Here is a 17926-nt window from a genome sequence, read left to right as displayed (position 1 = left end):
TCAATGGCCCCCTGCCGGCGCGGAAGAGCCGCTGCGCCGCAATTCCGCAGGAGGGGGCTCCATGAGTCCAGCCATTCGAAGATCCGACAGTCCGTGGACGCGGCGCCGAAGCCGCCGCTGGGCCGCCGCGCTGGGTGTGGGCGCGCTCGTCGTCACCGGGGGAGGACTGCTCGCCGGGCCGGCCCAGGCCATGGCGGCGGCATCCGTGGCGGTGGACTTCCCGACCCACTGCATCCCGCCCGCGATCGCCGGGATCCCGCCGATCGACGGGACGACGTCGGCGCAGATCAGCGTCGACAACGCGGCCCCGAAGGTCGGCGACACGGTCACGGTGACGTACACCGTCGTCAAGCCGGCCGCGAGCAACCCGGTCGACCTGGCGCTGCCCGCCGACATCATGACGCCGACCGGCAAGGTCACCGTCGCCGGTGCGCAGTCCACCGACATCACGGTGGCGGGCCCGAAGAAGAACGACCCGGTGCCCGGCAAGGGCGAGTTCCCGTCGTTCGCCATGACCGGCACCTTCAAGGTCACCGCGCCCGGCGAGATCACCCTCTCGCCCGGCGACTACAACATCCACACCAGCTACATCATGGAGCTGGACACGCCCTGCACGGTCACCGATCCGCCCGCGCCCGTCTCCCAGACGATCATCGCGACGGACGGCGGCGGCCAGGTCAACGAGCGCGCCATCCAGCTCGGTACGGCCTCCGGCGCGGCCGGTGACCAGGTCACCGTGACCGGCTCGAAGTTCACCGCGGGCGCGGCCGTCACCCTCGCAGGCCGGGCCGGGGACGCCCCGACCGGTGACACGGCGACGGCCACGGCGGACGGATCGGGTGCCTTCACCGGACAGCTGACCGTCAACGACCCGGCGACCACCGCGATCGTCGCCTACGAGGGCGCCGGCTGGGACGCCGCCAAGGGCGCGGGCCCCCAGGCCTACACCGTCACCGGCGGCGGCGGGGAGACGCCGGACGGCAGCCAGAAGCTCACCTCGTCCGTCAAGGCGGGCACGCTCTCCATGTCGCAGGCCGGGGACTCCGTCGAACTGTCGGCGGTCGACTTCGGGAAGGGCGGCGCATCCACCGGCGCCCTGCGGACCGTGACGGTCAAGGACTTCCGCGGCGGCCCCGCGGGCTGGTCGCTGACCGGAAAGGTCACCGACTTCAAGGGTCCGGCCGGTGCCGTGATCGGCGCCTCCGCGCTCGGCTGGAGCCCGGCCTGTACGGCGAAGGCCGGCAGCCCGAGCACCTGCGCGGCGGGTTCCGAGGGCTCGGTCGGCAGTGCGGGAGCCACCCTGGCCTCCACGCCGAACGCCGCCTTCACCGGCGGCGAGTTCACCGTGGACGCCCAGCTGTCGCTGAACGTGCCGGCGTACTCCGCCACCGGCACCTACTCCGGAGTGCTCACGCTCACCCTGACGTGAGCCGGTACCACGGACCCACCGGTGGGCCGGGCGCGCACCCGGCCGGTCCACCACCCCGCCCATGCGTGCACCCTGGGGGCCCGCCACCGTGCGCAAGCTGTCCGTATCCCTGTCGTCCCTGCTGTCCACAGCCCTGCTCCTGCTGGGCGCCCCCGCGGCCGACGCCGCCGACAACGGCAGCTGGTCGGTCTTCCCGGCCACCGCCGCCACCGGCACCCGGCCGTACTTCTATCTCTCGGCCGACCCCGGAGCCACCCTCACCGACAAGGTGACCGTCAAGAACAAGACCGGTGACCCGCTGACCTTCCGGCTGTACACGGCCGACGCGTACAACACCGAACGCGACGGCGGATTCGCGGTCCGCGCGCAGAACGAGAAGCAGCGCTCCGTGGGCGCCTGGGCCAGGACCGACCGCGACCGGGTCACCGTGAAGCCGCACGGCTCGGTCACCGTGCCCGTCACGATCAAGGTCCCCGAGGACGCCGAACCGGGCGATCACCCCGGCGCCCTCGTCGCCCTCGACGAGCGCATCGACCCCGCCGACGCGGGCGCCGTGGCCGTCGGCATCCAGAAGGCGGTCGGCGCCCGGATCTATCTGCGCGTCAACGGCCCGACGATGCCCGCGCTCTCCGTGGACGACGTCAGGGTCGAGCACACCCAGCCGCTCGTGCCGGGCACCGGGAAGTCCCGCGCGGTCATCTCGTACACGCTCCGCAACCGCGGCAACGTCACCCTCAGTCCCAAGGTCGCGCTCAAGGCCGAGGGCCTCTTCGGCCGCACCCTGCTCGCCCGCGACCTGAAACGGATCCCGTCCGAGCTGCTGCCCCGCCAGGAGGTCCGGCTCACCGAGGAGTGGAAGGGCGCGCCGCAGCTGGAGTGGGGCGAGGTCAGGCTGACGGCCAGTGCCCGCGACACCCGCGAGTCCGCCGCCGCCTCGTACTTCGCGCTGCCCTGGCTGGTCGCCGGGGTGTTGCTGGTGATTCTTGCCGGGGGCGCGGGGCTGTGGATACGGGCACGTCGGAGCCGTCGCCGCACGGCCTGAGAGGAGGGGCCCGGCGGCCCCGCCGGACGCCTTGGTGCGGCAGTGCCGCCGGGATCGGGGACAATGGGCGCCATGAGCGCTCGACCTAACCCAGAAGCTGCTGCGCAGCAGGCTGAGAACACCGCCCCGCACCGGGCCGGCTTCGCCTGCTTCGTGGGCCGTCCCAACGCGGGCAAGTCCACCCTTACGAACGCTCTGGTCGGCCAGAAGGTGGCGATCACGTCCAACCGGCCACAGACCACCCGGCACACGGTCCGCGGCATCGTGCACCGGCCGGACGCGCAGCTGATCCTGGTCGACACCCCCGGCCTCCACAAGCCGCGCACCCTGCTGGGCGAGCGTCTGAACGACGTCGTACGCACCACCTGGGCCGAGGTCGACGTCATCGGGTTCTGCCTGCCCGCCGACCAGAAGCTCGGCCCCGGCGACAAATACATCATCAAGGAACTCGCGGGCATCAAGAAGACGCCCAAGATCGCGATCATCACCAAGTCCGACCTGGTCGAGTCCAAGCAGCTCGCCGAACAGCTGCTGGCCGTCTCCCGCGTCGGCGAGGAGCTCGGCTTCGAGTGGGCGGAGATCATCCCGGTCTCGGCCGTCAAGGACGACCAGGTGGGCCTGCTGGCCGACCTGATCGCCCCGCTGCTCCCCGAGAGCCCGCCGCTCTACCCGGAGGGCGACCTCACCGACGAGCCCGAGATGGTCATGGTCGCGGAGCTGATCCGGGAGGCCGCGCTCGAAGGCGTCCGCGACGAGCTGCCGCACTCCATCGCGGTCGTCGTCGAGGAGATGCTGCCGCGCGAGGACCGTCCGGCGGACAAGCCGCTGCTCGACATCCACGCCAACGTCTACATCGAGCGGCCCAGCCAGAAGGGCATCATCATCGGCCCGAAGGGCAAGCGGCTCAAGGACGTCGGCATCAAGTCGCGCAAGCACATCGAGGCGCTGCTCGGCACGCCGGTCTTCCTGGACCTGCACGTGAAGGTCGCCAAGGACTGGCAGCGGGATCCCAAGCAGCTGCGCAAGCTGGGGTTCTGAGCCCTGTCAGAACCCAGCTCGCGGTTCTGACGGGGCTCAGCGGTACGCCGGTCTCACGCGCCCTCCTTCAGGACGCGTGAGACCAGCGCGCGCTGGGCGTCGGTCAGCCGCGGGTCCGCGCAGTGCACGGTCCGGTCGCCGACCGTGATCCGGTAGCCGAAGCCGTCCGGAACGCCGGCCGGCGGGGCGTCCCGGCCGCCGGTGAGCGCCGATTCGGCCAGGGCCTCCCATTCGCGGGCGTCGGCCCGCCCGGAGGTGTCGATCTCGCGGTGGCGTGCGATACCGGCGAAACCACCGGTCCTGCTCACCTGGATCCGCATGCGGTGTCCTTCCTCGACGGGCGGGCCCTGCTGTCTACGCGGTCGGTACGCCCACCTCCGACCAGGCCTTGAGGACCGCCTCCGCCTCGTCCCCCTCGCCGAAGCGGCTGCGTGCCGCCGCGACGGTCAGCCGGGCGAAGGCCGCGAAGTCCGCGTCCACCGCCAGTTCACCACCGGTGAGCACATCGAACCAGAGCTGTCCGGCCTTCTCCCAGGAACTGCCGCCGAGCGCGGTCGCCAGCAGATAGAACGCGCGGTTCGGGATGCCGGAGTTGAGGTGCACTCCGCCGTTGTCGTCGCCGGTGTGGATGTAGTCGTCCATCGACGCGGGCTGCGGGTCCTTGCCGAGCACATCGTCGTCGTACGCGGTGCCGGGCGCCTTCATCGAGCGCAGCGCCACCCCCTGGACCCTGGGCGCCAGCAGGCCGGCGCCGATCAGCCAGTCGGCCTGCTCGGCGGTCTGGCCCAGCGAGTACTGCTTGACCAGGGAGCCGAACACGTCCGAGACGGACTCGTTGAGCGCGCCGGACTGGCCGTAGTAGCTCAGGTTGGCCGTGTACTGGGTGAGGCCGTGCGCCAGCTCGTGGGCGATGACGTCGATGGCGACGGTGAAGTCCAGGAAGATCTCCCCGTCCCCGTCACCGAACACCATCTGCTCGCCGTCGAAGAAGGCGTTGTTGTACTTCTCGTCGTAGTGCACGGAGCCGATCAGCGGCAGCCCGTTGCCGTCGATCGAACGCCGCCCGTATGTCTTGAGCAGCAGTTCGAAGGTGGCTCCGAGGCCCGCGTAGGCGCGGTTGACGCTGGCGTCGCCCGTGGGGTCCTCGCCCTCGGCGCGGACCTTGGTGCCGGGCAGCTCGGTGCCGTGCCGGCAGTCGTACAGGGTGCGGTCGGGTTTGCCGGAGCGGTCGCCCTCCGGTGCGGGGGCGACGCGGGGTGGGACGGGGGTCGTCACCTGGCGGCGGGTGCGCCGGGCGGCGTCGGCCTCCAGGGTGCGGCGGGCCGGGCCCGCCAGGACGGGATCGTCGGACTGCGACAGCTTGTCGAGGACGTGGGGCGGCACGATGGTGCAGAAGACGGGACGGAACCCGTGCTGAGTTCGAGGCTGCATGCAATCGACTGTGGCACTGTGTGATCGCCGTGTCACTGATTGCCGCCAGGATTGATGAAATAGAGTGATCGGTCACCGTTCACCCGTTACCGGCGCCCGGTCCCGCATACTGATACGGCACCGACCTCTCGGGCGTTGCTCGGTTACTCTCTTCGCATCATGCGTTTTGGGCTGCTTCTTCTTAGCTGCCGCGGCGAGGGTCTGTAAGTCGTAGGCCGACCTCCCTCCCCGCGGAGTCCGGTGTTGCAGCGACACGGTCGGCCTCCCCCGAGCTCTTGAGGAGCAGGGGGACCCCCTCTTTGCCGGACTCCGAGGAGCCCCACGTCATGACCGCAGTGAATCCCGCTCAGGCCCCCGTCGACGACGCCGTCGGCCGCCCCACGCCGATCACCAACGCCACGGGACTGCAGAAGCCGTCCGGGATGCCGATCGGCAAGTACGGCCGTTACGAGGCGGTCGAGATCCCCGACCGCACCTGGCCGGACCAGCGCGTCACGGTCGCACCCCGCTGGCTCTCCACGGACCTGCGCGACGGGAACCAGGCCCTGATCGACCCGATGTCACCGGCCCGCAAGCGCGAGATGTTCGACCTGCTGGTGCGCATGGGTTACAAGGAGATCGAGGTCGGCTTCCCGTCCTCCGGAGAGACCGACTTCGCGTTCGTCCGCTCCATCATCGAAGAGGGCGCGATCCCCGAGGACGTGACGATCTCCGTCCTGACGCAGGCCCGCGAGGAACTGATCGAGCGGACCGTCGAATCGCTGGTCGGGGCCCACCGCGCCACCGTCCACCTGTACAACGCGACCGCCCCCACCTTCCGCCGCGTCGTCTTCCGCGGCTCCAGGGAGCAGGTCAAGCAGATCGCCGTGGACGGCACCCGGCTGGTCATGGAGTACGCCGAGAAGATCCTGGGCGAGGAGACGATCTTCGGCTACCAGTACAGCCCCGAGATCTTCACCGACACCGAGCTGGACTTCGCCCTGGAGGTCTGCGAGGCGGTGTGCGACGTCTGGCAGCCCGAGGAGGGCCGCGAGATCATCCTCAACCTGCCCGCCACCGTGGAGCGTTCGACGCCGTCCACGCACGCCGACCGGTTCGAGTGGATGTCGCGCAACCTGTCGCGCCGCGAGTTCGTCTGTCTGTCCGTCCACCCGCACAACGACCGCGGCACCGCCGTCGCCGCCGCCGAGCTGGCCCTGATGGCCGGGGCGGACCGGATCGAGGGATGCCTGTTCGGCCAGGGTGAGCGCACCGGCAACGTCGACCTGGTGACGCTGGGCATGAACCTCTTCTCGCAGGGTGTCGACCCGCAGATCGACTTCTCGCAGATCGACGAGATCCGCCGCACCAGCGAGTACTGCAACCAGATGGAGGTCCACCCGCGCCACCCCTACGCGGGCGACCTGGTCTACACCGCCTTCTCCGGCTCCCACCAGGACGCCATCAAGAAGGGCTTCGACGCCATGGAGGCGGACGCGGCCGCCCAGGGCAAGACGGTGGACGACCTCGAGTGGGCGGTGCCGTACCTGCCGATCGACCCGAAGGACGTCGGCCGCAGTTACGAGGCGGTCATCCGGGTCAACTCGCAGTCCGGCAAGGGCGGAATCGCGTATGTCCTGAAGAACGACCACAAGCTGGACCTGCCGCGCCGGATGCAGATCGAGTACTCCCGGATCATTCAGGCCAAGACCGACGCCGAGGGCGGCGAGGTCACGCCGGCGCAGATCTGGACGACGTTCCAGGACGAGTACCTGCCCAACCCCGAGGACGCCGCGGCGCAGTGGGGGCGCGTGCAGATCCGCTCCGGCCAGACCACCACCGGGTCCGACGGCCGGGACACGATCACCGTCGAGGCGACGGTGGACGGCGCGGACACCGTGCTCACCGGCACCGGCAACGGCCCGATCTCGGCGTTCTTCGAGGCGCTGCAGGCCATCGGCATCGACGTCCGGCTGCTGGACTACACCGAGCACACGATGAGCGAGGGCGCGAGCGCGCAGGCCGCCTCGTACATCGAGTGCGCGATCGACGGAAAGGTCCTGTGGGGCATCGGCATCGACGCCAACACCACCCGGGCCTCGCTGAAGGCGGTCGTCTCGGCGGTCAACCGCGCCACCCGCTGACCCCGGTGCCCGAAAGGGCGTGAAGCAGTACGGTTCGTGACCCCGTCCACCCGCACCCGGGGGGCGGGGTTCGGCCATCTCCGGCGGTTGTGACGAGCGAGGTGCTGACGCCCTCCGGTCGATGTGGTTAACATCACGTCAACACGGCAATGTTGCCGTGCGGGTACCTCCCGTGTCCTCAGGGCTGCGGGGGAGTTACGGAGGTGTGCGACGTGCGGTCAGCCTTGGGACAACGCGCCATAAAGCTGCGTATCTGCGGCATCCGCACCATGTGGGACACCGTCGGTGACGGCGAGTTCTTCTGCACCGGCTGCGGGGGTGACCGCAACTACCGCCGCCTGACCGGACGTCGCCGGTTCGCCGTCCTGGGCGTGCCGCTGCTGCGGCGCGGCACCGTGGGCCCGGTCGTCGAATGCGCCGCGTGCCACGAGCACTTCGGCATCGACACGCTCGACCACCCCACCACCACCCGGTTCTCCGCGATGCTCAAGGACGCCGTCCACACCGTGGCGCTCGGCGTCCTGGCGGCCGGCGGCACCGCCTCCCGCACGGTCCTGGAGACCGCGGTCGCCACCGTGCGCGGCGCCGGGTTCGACGACTGCACACAGGAACAGCTCGCCACCGTCGTCGAGGTCCTCTCCGTCGACATCGGCCACGGCTCGGCGTTCGACCCGGCCGCCGAGGCCTGCGGCGCCGCCCTCGCCATCGAGCTCCACGAGGCGCTGGAGCCCCTCGCCCCGCATCTGGCCCCCGCCGGACGCGAGTCGATTCTGCTCCAGGGCGCCCGGATCGCACTCGCGGACGGCCCGTACAGCCAGGCCGAACGCGAGGTGCTGACCACGGTCGGCGGGGCGCTCCAGCTCCGCGCCGAGGACACCGCCCGGCTGCTCGCCGAGGCAGCGCGCACGCCCTCCTGAGCCACCCTGCCCCACCGGCCCTTACTCCCGCGGGAGTAGGCCGGGGCGCCGCACCCTCCCCGGCAGTAGCGGGGATGTCGGTCTCCGGCGCGAGGAATCGGCCCCGGCCCGACGGGAGTCTGGACATGAACCAGACACCCGGACGGAAGGGGGGCTCGTATGCGGGCCGCAACGAGGGACAGTGGCACGCCGCCACAGTCACAGCAGCCACAGCCACAGCAGCCGCAGTCGCGGACACGGGGCCGGTGGCGGATGCTTCCCTGGGCGATCGTCGCGCTCTGGGTCGCCGCGATCGCGATCGCCGGTCCGCTGGCCGGCAAGCTCTCGGACGTCCAGGCCAACCACGCCGTCGACTATCTGCCGGCGAGCGCCGACTCCACCCAGGTGGCGAAGATCCAGGAGGCGCTGCCCGGCGGCGAGTCCACCGACCTCGTCCTCGTCTACCACCGCGACGGCGGGCTGACCCCGGCCGACCGCACCGCAGCCGCCCGCCAGACCGCCGAGGTGGCGGCCGGCCACACCCTCACCGCACCCCCGCGCGGCGTCCCCTCCGCCGACGGCACGACCCTGATGTTCCCGGTATCCACGACCGAGCCGGGCCAGGACGACGACGCCAGGACCGCGTTCGTCGACGAGGTGCGCGAGATCGCCAGGGGCGGCGACGGACTGGGCGTCGAGGTCGGCGGACCGGGGGCGCTGAACACCGACGCGAAGAAGGTGTACGGCTCGCTCGGCGGCCCGCTGCTCTACACGACCGTCGCCGTCGTCGCGATCCTGCTGATCCTCATCTACCGCAGCCCGCTGCTCTGGCTGGTGCCGCTCGTCGTCGCGGGTGTCGCCGACGCCGCGTCGATGGCCGTCGTCTACGGACTCAACCGGGGCTTCGACGTCACCGTCACCGGCCAGAGCTCCGCGGTGATGACCATCCTCGTCTTCGGCGCGGGCACCGACTACGCGCTGCTGCTGGTCTCCCGCTACCGGGAGGAGCTCACCCGCTTCGCCCGGCCGCGCGAGGCGATGGCGGCAGCGCTGCGCGGCTGCGGACCCGCCGTCGTGGCCTCATCGGCGACCGTCGCAGCGGGCCTCCTGTGCCTTCTGGCGGCCGATCTCACCAGCAGCCGCGGAATGGGACCCATCGCCGCCGTGGGGGTGCTGTGCGCGCTCCTGGCGATGCTGACGCTGCTGCCGGCGCTGCTGGTGCTCCGCGGCCGCCGGGTGTTCTGGCCGCTCGTCCCCGCGTACGGCGCCGAGCCCCGGCGGCGGCGCTCGGTGTTCGCCGCCATGGGCGGCTCGGCCGGACGCCGGCCCGTCGCCGTGCTCGTGACCGGCGGGGTACTGCTGGGCGCGCTGGCGCTCGGGGTGTTCAACCTGCCCGGCGACCTCAAGCAGGAGGACTCCTTCACCAGCAGGCCCGACTCGGTCGCGGCCATGGAGACACTCGCCGACGCCTTCCCCGGCCGCTCCAGCCAGCCGATCACCGTGCTCGCACCCACCGGCCGGGCCGACGCCGTGCTGGCGAAGGCCCGCACCACCGACGGAGTCGCCTCCGCCGAGCGCGGCCGCAGCGGCGGCGGCTGGACCGAACTGTCCGTCGTCGCCGAGGACAAGCCCGAGTCCGCGGGGGAGCGGGACACCGTCAACGCCCTGCGCGACGGCCTGGACGGGGCCCACGTCGGCGGCCCCGGCGCCCAGCAGATGGACCTGGAGAGATCCAGCTCCCGTGACCTGAAGGTCGTCGTCCCGCTCGTCGTCCTCTCCGTCCTGCTCATCCTGATCGCGCTGCTGCGCAGCCTCGTCGCCCCGCTGCTGCTCGTCGCCGCCGTCGTCGCCGTCTGGGGCGCCGCGCTCGGCATCGGCGGACTCGTCTTCGAGCCACTCCTCGGACTCAAGGGCACCGACCCCGGACTGCCGCTGCTGTCCTTCGTCTTCCTGGTGGCGCTCGGCGTCGACTACGGCATCTTCCTGATGCACCGGGTCCGCGAGGAGTCCCGGGCCGGCGCCGGACCCACCGAGGCCGCGCTCACCGCCCTGCGCACCACCGGCGGGGTGATCGCCTCGGCGGGCCTGGTGCTCGCCGGCACCTTCGCGGTCCTGACGAACATGCCGCTGACCTCCCTGGTGGAGATGGGCTTCGTCGTCGCCGTCGGCGTCCTGCTCGACACCTTCCTCGTCCGCACCTACCTGGTCACCTCGGCGAGCGTGGCCCTGCAACGGAGGATGTGGTGGCCGGGGGCGCTCAGCCGGACGCCCGCCGTACCCGGGCCGCGGGAACCGGAACTCGTCAGGGCCCCCTGACAGTGCCCCGTCCCGTACCGGAGGATGGCGGCGTGTCCCGAACCGCGCGCCGCCGCGAGCGCATCCTGGCCGTCGTCAACCGCGACCCCATGCACGCGCCGCACCGGACGCGCACCGACGCCCTCATCGCGGTGGGCGCCGGTGCGCTCTCCGCCGCCCTCGCCCTGTCCGGCGACAGCTCCCACGCACCCGACGCGCTCGGCCGGCTCCTCCTGACGGCCGCCGCGGTGCTCCTGGTGTGGCGGCGGCGCGCACCCGTGCTCGTGCTGGCCGCCATGGTCCCGCTGCTCGCGCTCTACCACGGCCTCGACAACGTCCACACGGCTCCGATGCCGCAGACCTGGATCGCGCTGTACACCGTCGCCGTGACCGGCCGGCCGCTGCGCACCCTGCTCACCGGCATCGGTGTGATGTGCGTGATGCTGACCGTGGTGAACGGCATCAGCGAGCACGACGGGTTCGAACTGCTGCGCATCTCCGGCTGGATCGTCGCGGTGCTGTTCTGCGGGGTCGACGTGCGCATCTACCGCCAGTACGTCGCCTCGATGCTGGAGCGTGCCGAACGCGCGGAACGGACCCGCGAGGAGGAGGCCCGGCGGCGGGTCGCCGAGGAACGGCTGCGGATCGCCCGCGACCTGCACGATCTGCTGGCCCACAGCATCACGCTCATCGGCGTGCAGACCTCGGTGGCCTCGCACATCCTGACCGTCGACCCGGAACGGCTGGACCGCAAGGCGATCGCCGCCTCGCTGGACGACATCGCCGGCACCTGCCGGGAGGCCCGCGCCGAACTGCGCACGACCCTCCAGGTGCTGCGCGACACCGGGCACGACAGCCGGCACGACGCGGACGGCCCGCTGCCCGACCTCGCCGCACTGCCCGGCCTCGTACGGGCCGCGGAGGCGGCCGGGGCGCGGGTCGACCTCCGGGTCCGGGCACCGGAGGTCCGCCTGGCACCGGCGACCGGAGCGGCCGCGTACCGGATCGTGCAGGAGTCGCTGACGAACGCGGTACGGCACGCCGGCGCCGGCGTCCGCGTCAGCGTCGCCGTGGAACCGGCCGGCCCCGCCGCCCTCCGGGTCACGGTCACCGACGACGGGACCGGACCGGTGGACGACGGCTCCGCGCCCGGGTTCGGCATCGTCGGGATGCGGGAACGGGCCCGCAGCACGGGCGGCACACTGGACGCCGGCCCCCGCCCCGGCGGCGGTTTCGAGGTGTCGGCACTGCTGCCGTTCCAGGCACAGGGCCAGGCACAGGGCCAGGCACAGGGCCAGGCACAGGGCCAGGCACAGGGCCAGGCACAGGGCCAGGCACAGGGCCAGAAGCAGACACGGGCCCAGGGACAAGCACAGGCCCAGGGACAAGCACACGGCCACGGCCAGGGACTGGAATCGGAGACCGCTTCATGATCCGCGTACTGCTCGCCGACGACCAGACGCTCGTCCGGGCCGCGTTCGCGATGCTCGTCGGCTCCGACCCGGACATGGAGGTCGTCGGCCAGGCCGCCACCGGCCTCGAAGCGGTCGCGCTGGCCCGCTCCGAGCGGGCCGATCTGGTCGTCATGGACATCCGGATGCCCGAGCTCGACGGCATCGAGGCCACCCGCCGCATCGCCGCCGACGAGGACCTCGCCGGAGTGAAGGTGCTGGTCCTGACCACGTACGACACCGACGACCACGTCGTCGATGCGCTGCGCGCGGGCGCCTCCGGCTTCCTGGTCAAGGACACCCGGCCCGCCGACCTGCTCGCCGCCATCAAAACGGTGGCCGCGGGCGAGGCCCTGCTCTCACCCGGCCCGACCGCCCGGCTGATCGCCCGGGTCCTCAGCGCGCCCCGGACCCCGACCGCCCCGGGCGGCCCCGAGGCGCTCTCCGACCGCGAACGCCAGGTCCTCGGCCTCGTCGCGCGCGGCCTGAACAACACCGAGATCGCCGAGACCCTCGGCCTCAGCCCGCTCACCGCCAAGACCCATGTGAGCCGGATCATGGGCAGGCTCGGCGCCCGGGACCGTGCCCAGCTGGTGATCATCGCGTACGAATCCGGGCTGGTCGTGGCCGCCGGCGGCGGAGCGAACGGGAGCTGAGCGGCCCGGGGCACGGGGGCGGCCCCGGCGGGCCGCCCGCGTACCGGACAATGGAGCCATGAGCTTGTTCCGGGACGACGGCGTGGTGCTCCGCACGCAGAAGCTGGGCGAGGCCGACCGGATCATCACGATCCTGACCCGCGGCCACGGCCGGGTACGGGCCGTCGCACGCGGCGTGCGGCGCACGAAGTCGAAGTTCGGGGCCCGGCTGGAGCCGTTCTCCCATGTGGACGTGCAGTTCTTCGCACGCGGCAGCGAGCTGATCGGACGCGGCCTGCCGCTCTGCACCCAGAGCGAGACGATCGCCCCCTACGGCGGCGGCATCGTCACCGACTACGGGCGCTACACCGCGGGCACCGCGATGCTGGAGACCGCCGAGCGCTTCACCGACCACGAGGGCGAGCCCGCGGTCCAGCAGTACCTGCTGCTGGTGGGCGGACTGCGCACGCTGTCCCGCGGGGAGCACGATCCGCATCTCATTCTCGACGCCTTCCTGCTGCGTTCCCTCGCCGTCAACGGCTACGCACCCAGCTTCGACGACTGCGCCCGGTGCGGAATGTCCGGACCGAACCGGTTCTTCTCCGTCGCGGCGGGCGGCGTCATATGCGGCGACTGCCGGGTACCCGGCAGCGTCGTACCCTCGGCGGAGGCCGTCACCCTGCTGAGCGCCCTGCTCACCGGTGACTGGGAGACGGCGGACGCGTGCGAGGCGCGGCATGCCAGGGAGGGCAGCGGGCTGGTGTCCGCCTATCTGCACTGGCATCTGGAGCGCGGACTGCGCTCACTGCGGTACGTAGAGAAGTGACACAGGCAGTCAGACAGAGGGAGCGAGACAGTTCATGGCAGTACGCGGGATTCTCGGCGGCCGTAACCGGCGCGACTACAAGACCCCGGAGCCGCACCCGTCCGGTGCCGTGCCTCCGAAGATCCCCGGTGAGCTGGTGCCCAAGCACGTCGCCGTGGTGATGGACGGCAACGGCCGCTGGGCCAAGGAGCGCGGTCTGCCGCGCACCGAGGGCCACAAGGTCGGCGAGGGCGTCGTCATGGACGTGCTCAAGGGCTGTATCGAGATGGGCGTCAAGAACCTCTCGCTGTACGCCTTCTCCACCGAGAACTGGAAGCGGTCCCCGGACGAGGTGAAGTTCCTGATGAACTTCAACCGGGACGTCATCCGCCGCCGCCGCGACGAGATGGACGAGCTCGGCATCCGGATCCGCTGGGTCGGCCGCATGCCGAAGCTGTGGAAGTCCGTCGTTCAGGAGCTCCAGGTCGCCCAGGAGCAGACCAAGGACAACGACAAGATGACGCTGTACTTCTGCGTCAACTACGGCGGCCGGGCCGAGATCGCCGACGCCGCGCAGCGGATCGCGCAGGACGTCGCGGACGGGAAGCTCGACCCGTCGAAGGTCAACGAGAAGACCTTCGCGAAGTACACCTACTACCCGGACATGCCGGACGTCGACCTCTTCGTCCGTCCGAGCGGCGAGCAGCGCACGTCCAACTACCTGATCTGGCAGAGCGCGTACGCCGAGATGGTCTTCCAGGACGTGCTGTGGCCGGACTTCGACCGCCGTGACCTGTGGCGGGCCTGTCTGGAATTCGCCCAGCGCGACCGGCGTTTCGGCGGTGCGGTGGAGGCGGCGCAGAAGGCGGCGCAGAAGGTGGAACCGAACGCCTGAGCCCGATCCTTCGCCAGCCGGTACGATCACGGCTCTTCGGACTTCGGGAGGGGCCATGAGCGAGCAACAGGGGACCGTGCACGGCGGGGTCGAGCTGAGATACCGACCGGAGCTGCGGGACTATTCGGTGGCGCTCCGCGCCCGCAACCGGGTCGGCGTGGCGAGCCGGCGGCAGCGGATTCTGATGGTGGCCGCGACGGCTTGTCTCGTCGCGGCCACCTTGCTGTCCCTCGCGAGAGGCACCGACGTGCCGGTGGCGCTGCCGGTGGCGTTGCTGATCTGCTTCGTTCTTCTGGTCCTGAGTCCGTGGCTGATGGCGCGCCAGTTGTTCCGGTTCGTGCGGCGGCAGGGCGAGTTCCGGGTGCGGGTCGACGAGTCCGGCGTCAGCGTCGACACGGACAACTCCAGCGTGGTCGTCCGGTGGCAGGCGCAGCCGCGGTACGTGGAGACAACGGATCTCTTCGTGATGCTCAGCGACGACAAGAACGCCACCGCTCTGACCGTGATAGCCAAGCGCGGCGCCCAGGACCGGTCCGACGTGGACCGCCTGCGCGAAATCTTCGACCGGCACCTGGCGAAGGCCTGACAGCCGAAGCCCGGCACCTCCCAGCCTCTCCGGTGAGGCTGGGGGCCGGGGTGTCACTTCCCCGCGCTCGCGCACTCCGCGCAGGTACCGAAGACCTCCACCGTGTGCGCCACGTTCACGTAGCCGTGCTGCGCCGCGATCGTCTCCGCCCACTGCTCCACCGCGGGGCCCTCGACCTCGACCGCCTTGCCGCACATCCGGCACACCAGATGGTGGTGGTGGTCGCCGGTCGAGCACCGCCGGTAGACGGACTCGCCCTCGGTGGTGCGCAGCACATCGACCTCGCCCGCGTCCGCGAGGGACTGCAGGGTGCGGTAGACCGTGGTCAGCCCGACCGAGTCGCCGCGGTGCTTGAGCACATCGTGCAGCTCCTGCGCGCTGCGGAACTCGTCCACCTCGTCGAGCGCAGCCGCCACAGCCGTCCGCTGCCGGGTCGAGCGGCCTCGTACCGGTGCCGCGTTGGTTCCGCTGATCGGCGCCGTCGCCACTGGAGCCTCCTCGTGTCGCCCGTACGTTTGTCGGGCCATTGTGCCAGCCCGGCCCGGCCCCGGGGTCAGACGTGGACGTCGTCCGCGGCCCGGCGGGTGGCCGGTACTTCCAGAGTGCACCGTTCCGAGGCCGATTCGCTCCTGCGCGCGCGGCTTCTGGCCAGGGGGGCGGCGAGCAGTGTCAGCGCGACGAAGACGCCGATGGCCAGCAGCACGATCGTCGCGCCGGGCGGTACGTCCTGGTAGTACGAGGTCACGGTGCCGGCCAGCGTCACCGCCACCCCGATGACGACCGAGAGCACGAACGTCACCTTGAAGGACCGGGTGATCTGCTGCGCGGCGGCGACCGGGACCACCATCAGGGCACTGACCAGCAGCAGCCCGACGACCCGCATCGCCACGGTGACGGTGACCGCCGCGGTGACCGCGACCAGCAGGTTCAGCACCCGCACCGGCAGCCCGGTCACCCGGGCGAACTCCTCGTCCTGGCTGACCGCGAACAGCTGCCTGCGCAGCCCCACCGTCACCAGCAGCACGAAGGCAGCCAGCAGGCCGATCGCGGTGATGTCCTCGGAGGAGACCGTGGCGAGCGAGCCGAAGAGGTACGAGGTGAGGTTGGCGTTGGAGCCGGTGTCGGAGAGGTTGATCAGCAGGACACCGCCCGCCATGCCGCCGTAGAAGAGCATCGCCAGCGCGATGTCGCCGCGGGTGCGTCCGTACCAGCGGATCAGCTCCATGGCGACCGCGCCCACGACGGCGACGGCGGTGGCCATCCAGACCGGGCTGGTGGAGAGCAGGAAGCCGAGGCCGACACCGGTCATCGCGATGTGGCCGATGCCGTCGCCCATCAGGGCCTGCCGGCGCTGCACCAGGTAGATGCCGACGGCGGGGGCGATGACGCCGACCAGCACGGCGGCGATCAGCGCCCGCTGCATGAAGGGAGGGGTGAGGAATTCCATGATCAGCTCAGCAGTCCCGTCCGGACGGGCTCGGAAGCCGCGTGGGGGTGTACGTGGTCGTGGCCGGGCAGGGCGTGCTGCCCCAGCGCCTTCGGGGGCGGTCCGTCGTGCATCACGCAGCCGTCGCGCAGGACGACCGCGCGGTCGATCAGCGGCTCCAGCGGGCCCAGCTCGTGCAGGACGAGCAGCACGGTGGTACCGGCCGCGACCTGCTCGCGCAGGGTCGCGGCGAGGATCTCCTGGCTGGCCAGGTCGACGCCGGCCATCGGCTCGTCCATGATCAGCAGCTCCGGCTCGGCGGCGAGCGCGCGGGCGATCAGGACGCGCTGGTGCTGGCCGCCGGAGAGGGCGTCCACCGAGTCCTTGGCGCGGTCGGCGAGACCGACGAGTTCGATGGCCCGGTCGACGGCGGCGCGGTCGGCCTTGCGGGGCAGGCCCAGCCCGGTCCGGGAGAGCCGCCCGGAGGAGACGACCTCGCGGATGGTGGCCGGGACGCCGCCGGCCGCCGTGGTGCGCTGCGGTACGTAGCCCACCCGCGCCCAGTCGCGGAACCGGCGCAGCGGGGTGCCGAAGAGCTCGACGGTGCCGCCGGTGAGCGGGACCTGGCCGATGGCGGAGCGTACGGCGGTCGACTTGCCGGAGCCGTTGGCGCCGAGCAGGGCGACGACCTCTCCCCGGTGCACGGTCAGGTCGACGCCGCGCAGCACGGGGCGTGCTCCGAGGGTGGCCGTGGCGTCGCGCAGGACGATCACGGGTTCGGGCGTGGAGCTCGCGGGCTCGGGCATGAGCGCCTCCGGTGCTGCTGCGGGGTTCGGGGTGGTCCGCCTGGTCTCGTCGCTCACTTCGCGCCGAGTGCCTTCTGGAGCGCGGCGAGGTTGGACTTCATGACCGCGATGTAGTCATCGCCCTTGGACTTGTCCGTGATTCCCTCCAGCGGGTCCAGGACGTCGGTCCGCAGGCCGGTGTCCCGGGCGACGGTCTTCGCCGTCTTGTCGCTGGCGAGCGTCTCGAAGAAGACGGTGGTGACCTTCTTCTTCTCCGCGATGGAGTGCAGGGCGCTGATCCGGGCGGGGCTGGGCTCGGCCTCGGGGTCGATGCCCGCGATGCCCTCCTGGGTGAGGCCGTAGCGCTCGGCCAGGTATCCGAAGGCGGAGTGGGTGGTGATGAAAGTCTTGGTGGCGGTGTTCCGCAGCCCCGTCCTGTACGCGGTGTCGAGCGCGCCGAGCTCCTTGACCAGGGCGTCGGTGTTCTTGCGGTAGTCCGCGGCGTGGTCCGGGTCGGTCTTCTCCAGGGACTTCCCGACCCCCTTGGCGACCTCGGCGTACTTCACCGGGTCGAGCCAGATGTGCGGGTCGGCGCCGGGCGCCTCGCCCTCGTGCTCGTGGCCGTGCTCCTCGCCGCCGGCCTCGGTGCCGTGGTCCTCCAGCGTGGTCAGCTTCGTGGCGTCGACGGTGTGCTCCGACTCGGAGAGCTTGATCGCGTCGTCCACGGCGGGCTGGATGCCCTTGAGGTAAAGGATGTAGTCGGCGTCGCTGAGTCCGCCGATCTGCCGGGGGCTGAGCTCCAGGTCGTGCGGCTCCACCCCGGGCTTGGTGAGGGTGGAGACGGAGACGTGGCCGCCGCCTATTCGCTCGGCGAGGAACTGCATCGGGTAGAACGACGCCACCACGTTCAGCTTGTCACCGCTCTTCTGGTCGGCGGCGTCGGATGTCGAGCAGGCGGAGAGCACGGTGAGGCCGAGGACGACTGCTCCGGCGACGGCTGCGGTGGGTATGAGGCGGCGTTCGTTCATGACAGTCATTTTCAACAAAAATGGAAACGATTGTCAACAAGGCTGATGAGATGCCTCCGGA

The 17926-nt window shown here is 71.3% G+C and carries 17 protein-coding genes; 11 read left to right on the top strand and 6 right to left on the bottom strand.

Annotated features, from left to right (window positions below):
* Window positions 1-61 precede the first annotated feature (61 nt).
* From AB0I52_RS14820 to era, 3 genes are all read left to right on the top strand, one after another.
* Complete coding sequence (locus tag AB0I52_RS14820) at window positions 62-1429, top strand: beta-xylosidase (RefSeq protein ID WP_363072472.1); 1368 nt, start codon at window positions 62-64, stop codon at window positions 1427-1429.
* Between the two features lie 61 nt (window positions 1430-1490).
* The gene (locus AB0I52_RS14815) at window positions 1491-2471 is read left to right on the top strand and encodes a DUF916 domain-containing protein (RefSeq protein WP_363072470.1); all 981 of its coding nucleotides are present in this window, start codon (window positions 1491-1493) and stop codon (window positions 2469-2471) included.
* 63 nt (window positions 2472-2534) lie between these two features.
* The gene (gene era / locus AB0I52_RS14810) at window positions 2535-3509 is read left to right on the top strand and encodes a GTPase Era (protein WP_363072468.1); all 975 of its coding nucleotides are present in this window, start codon (window positions 2535-2537) and stop codon (window positions 3507-3509) included.
* Window positions 3510-3562: 53 nt separating this feature from the next.
* On the opposite strand, the gene AB0I52_RS14805 is transcribed toward era, so the two are convergent.
* Both AB0I52_RS14805 and AB0I52_RS14800 read right to left on the bottom strand, forming a co-directional pair.
* The gene (locus tag AB0I52_RS14805) at window positions 3563-3829 is read right to left on the bottom strand and encodes a protealysin inhibitor emfourin (protein WP_363072466.1); all 267 of its coding nucleotides are present in this window, start codon (window positions 3827-3829) and stop codon (window positions 3563-3565) included.
* A gap of 34 nt (window positions 3830-3863) precedes the next feature.
* Entirely contained in the window at window positions 3864-4940 is a 1077-nt protein-coding gene (locus tag AB0I52_RS14800; RefSeq protein WP_363072464.1) for a M4 family metallopeptidase, read from the bottom strand.
* A 326-nt stretch (window positions 4941-5266) separates the two neighbouring features.
* Between AB0I52_RS14800 and leuA the strand changes: the two genes are divergently transcribed.
* From leuA to AB0I52_RS14760, 8 genes are all read left to right on the top strand, one after another.
* A complete protein-coding gene (gene leuA / locus AB0I52_RS14795; RefSeq protein WP_363072462.1) occupies window positions 5267-7063 on the top strand; it encodes a 2-isopropylmalate synthase in 1797 nt (598 codons plus the stop codon).
* 212 nt (window positions 7064-7275) lie between these two features.
* Window positions 7276-7980 (top strand): TerB family tellurite resistance protein, encoded by a 705-nt coding sequence (locus AB0I52_RS14790; protein WP_363072460.1) that lies wholly within the window; start codon window positions 7276-7278, stop codon window positions 7978-7980.
* A 252-nt stretch (window positions 7981-8232) separates the two neighbouring features.
* Window positions 8233-10275, top strand: coding sequence for an MMPL family transporter (locus AB0I52_RS14785; RefSeq protein ID WP_363072458.1), 2043 nt, complete (start codon window positions 8233-8235; stop codon window positions 10273-10275).
* 89 nt (window positions 10276-10364) lie between these two features.
* Window positions 10365-11687: a histidine kinase gene (locus tag AB0I52_RS14780; protein WP_363072533.1), complete on the top strand. Its 1323-nt coding sequence runs from the start codon at window positions 10365-10367 to the stop codon at window positions 11685-11687.
* Complete coding sequence (locus AB0I52_RS14775; RefSeq protein WP_363072456.1) at window positions 11684-12361, top strand: response regulator transcription factor; 678 nt, start codon at window positions 11684-11686, stop codon at window positions 12359-12361. The genes AB0I52_RS14780 and AB0I52_RS14775 overlap by 4 nt, the downstream gene beginning before the upstream one ends.
* A gap of 58 nt (window positions 12362-12419) precedes the next feature.
* Complete coding sequence (gene recO, locus AB0I52_RS14770) at window positions 12420-13166, top strand: DNA repair protein RecO (protein WP_363072454.1); 747 nt, start codon at window positions 12420-12422, stop codon at window positions 13164-13166.
* A 34-nt stretch (window positions 13167-13200) separates the two neighbouring features.
* The gene (locus AB0I52_RS14765; protein ID WP_363072452.1) at window positions 13201-14040 is read left to right on the top strand and encodes an isoprenyl transferase; all 840 of its coding nucleotides are present in this window, start codon (window positions 13201-13203) and stop codon (window positions 14038-14040) included.
* 55 nt (window positions 14041-14095) lie between these two features.
* Entirely contained in the window at window positions 14096-14626 is a 531-nt protein-coding gene (locus AB0I52_RS14760; RefSeq protein ID WP_363072450.1) for a hypothetical protein, read from the top strand.
* Between the two features lie 53 nt (window positions 14627-14679).
* Here the strand turns inward: AB0I52_RS14760 and AB0I52_RS14755 are convergent, their stop codons facing one another.
* The 4 genes from AB0I52_RS14755 to AB0I52_RS14740 form a co-directional block, all read right to left on the bottom strand.
* On the bottom strand, window positions 14680-15114 hold the full coding sequence (locus AB0I52_RS14755) for a Fur family transcriptional regulator (protein ID WP_362962667.1): 435 nt from the start codon (window positions 15112-15114) through the stop codon (window positions 14680-14682).
* A 65-nt stretch (window positions 15115-15179) separates the two neighbouring features.
* The gene (locus tag AB0I52_RS14750; RefSeq protein ID WP_363072448.1) at window positions 15180-16073 is read right to left on the bottom strand and encodes a metal ABC transporter permease; all 894 of its coding nucleotides are present in this window, start codon (window positions 16071-16073) and stop codon (window positions 15180-15182) included.
* Window positions 16074-16075: 2 nt separating this feature from the next.
* Window positions 16076-16858: a metal ABC transporter ATP-binding protein gene (locus AB0I52_RS14745; protein WP_362962671.1), complete on the bottom strand. Its 783-nt coding sequence runs from the start codon at window positions 16856-16858 to the stop codon at window positions 16076-16078.
* A gap of 53 nt (window positions 16859-16911) precedes the next feature.
* The gene (locus AB0I52_RS14740) at window positions 16912-17865 is read right to left on the bottom strand and encodes a metal ABC transporter substrate-binding protein (RefSeq protein ID WP_363072446.1); all 954 of its coding nucleotides are present in this window, start codon (window positions 17863-17865) and stop codon (window positions 16912-16914) included.
* Window positions 17866-17926: the final 61 nt, after the last annotated feature.

This window comes from Streptomyces sp. NPDC050423 (assembly GCF_040655445.1).
Taxonomy (GTDB): domain Bacteria; phylum Actinomycetota; class Actinomycetes; order Streptomycetales; family Streptomycetaceae; genus Streptomyces.
Note: the sequence above shows the minus strand (reverse complement) of the source record. Positions and strands in the feature narration are given on the sequence as shown.

What these genes read in the sequence shown, in the direction of transcription:
- AB0I52_RS14765 (WP_363072452.1), top strand. Translation starts at nt 13,201, where the DNA reads ATGGCAGTACGCGGGATTCTCGGCGGCCGTAACCGGCGCGACTACAAG.
- AB0I52_RS14785 (WP_363072458.1), top strand. Translation starts at nt 8,233, where the DNA reads ATGCTTCCCTGGGCGATCGTCGCGCTCTGGGTCGCCGCGATCGCGATC.
- AB0I52_RS14815 (WP_363072470.1), top strand. Translation starts at nt 1,491, where the DNA reads ATGCGTGCACCCTGGGGGCCCGCCACCGTGCGCAAGCTGTCCGTATCC.
- AB0I52_RS14775 (WP_363072456.1), top strand. Translation starts at nt 11,684, where the DNA reads ATGATCCGCGTACTGCTCGCCGACGACCAGACGCTCGTCCGGGCCGCG.
- leuA (WP_363072462.1), top strand. Translation starts at nt 5,267, where the DNA reads ATGACCGCAGTGAATCCCGCTCAGGCCCCCGTCGACGACGCCGTCGGC.
- AB0I52_RS14745 (WP_362962671.1), bottom strand. Translation starts at nt 16,858, where the DNA reads ATGCCCGAGCCCGCGAGCTCCACGCCCGAACCCGTGATCGTCCTGCGC.
- AB0I52_RS14780 (WP_363072533.1), top strand. Translation starts at nt 10,365, where the DNA reads ATGCACGCGCCGCACCGGACGCGCACCGACGCCCTCATCGCGGTGGGC.
- AB0I52_RS14800 (WP_363072464.1), bottom strand. Translation starts at nt 4,940, where the DNA reads ATGCAGCCTCGAACTCAGCACGGGTTCCGTCCCGTCTTCTGCACCATC.
- era (WP_363072468.1), top strand. Translation starts at nt 2,535, where the DNA reads ATGGGCGCCATGAGCGCTCGACCTAACCCAGAAGCTGCTGCGCAGCAG.
- AB0I52_RS14820 (WP_363072472.1), top strand. Translation starts at nt 62, where the DNA reads ATGAGTCCAGCCATTCGAAGATCCGACAGTCCGTGGACGCGGCGCCGA.
- recO (WP_363072454.1), top strand. Translation starts at nt 12,420, where the DNA reads ATGAGCTTGTTCCGGGACGACGGCGTGGTGCTCCGCACGCAGAAGCTG.
- AB0I52_RS14750 (WP_363072448.1), bottom strand. Translation starts at nt 16,073, where the DNA reads ATGGAATTCCTCACCCCTCCCTTCATGCAGCGGGCGCTGATCGCCGCC.
- AB0I52_RS14805 (WP_363072466.1), bottom strand. Translation starts at nt 3,829, where the DNA reads ATGCGGATCCAGGTGAGCAGGACCGGTGGTTTCGCCGGTATCGCACGC.
- AB0I52_RS14760 (WP_363072450.1), top strand. Translation starts at nt 14,096, where the DNA reads ATGAGCGAGCAACAGGGGACCGTGCACGGCGGGGTCGAGCTGAGATAC.
- AB0I52_RS14740 (WP_363072446.1), bottom strand. Translation starts at nt 17,865, where the DNA reads ATGAACGAACGCCGCCTCATACCCACCGCAGCCGTCGCCGGAGCAGTC.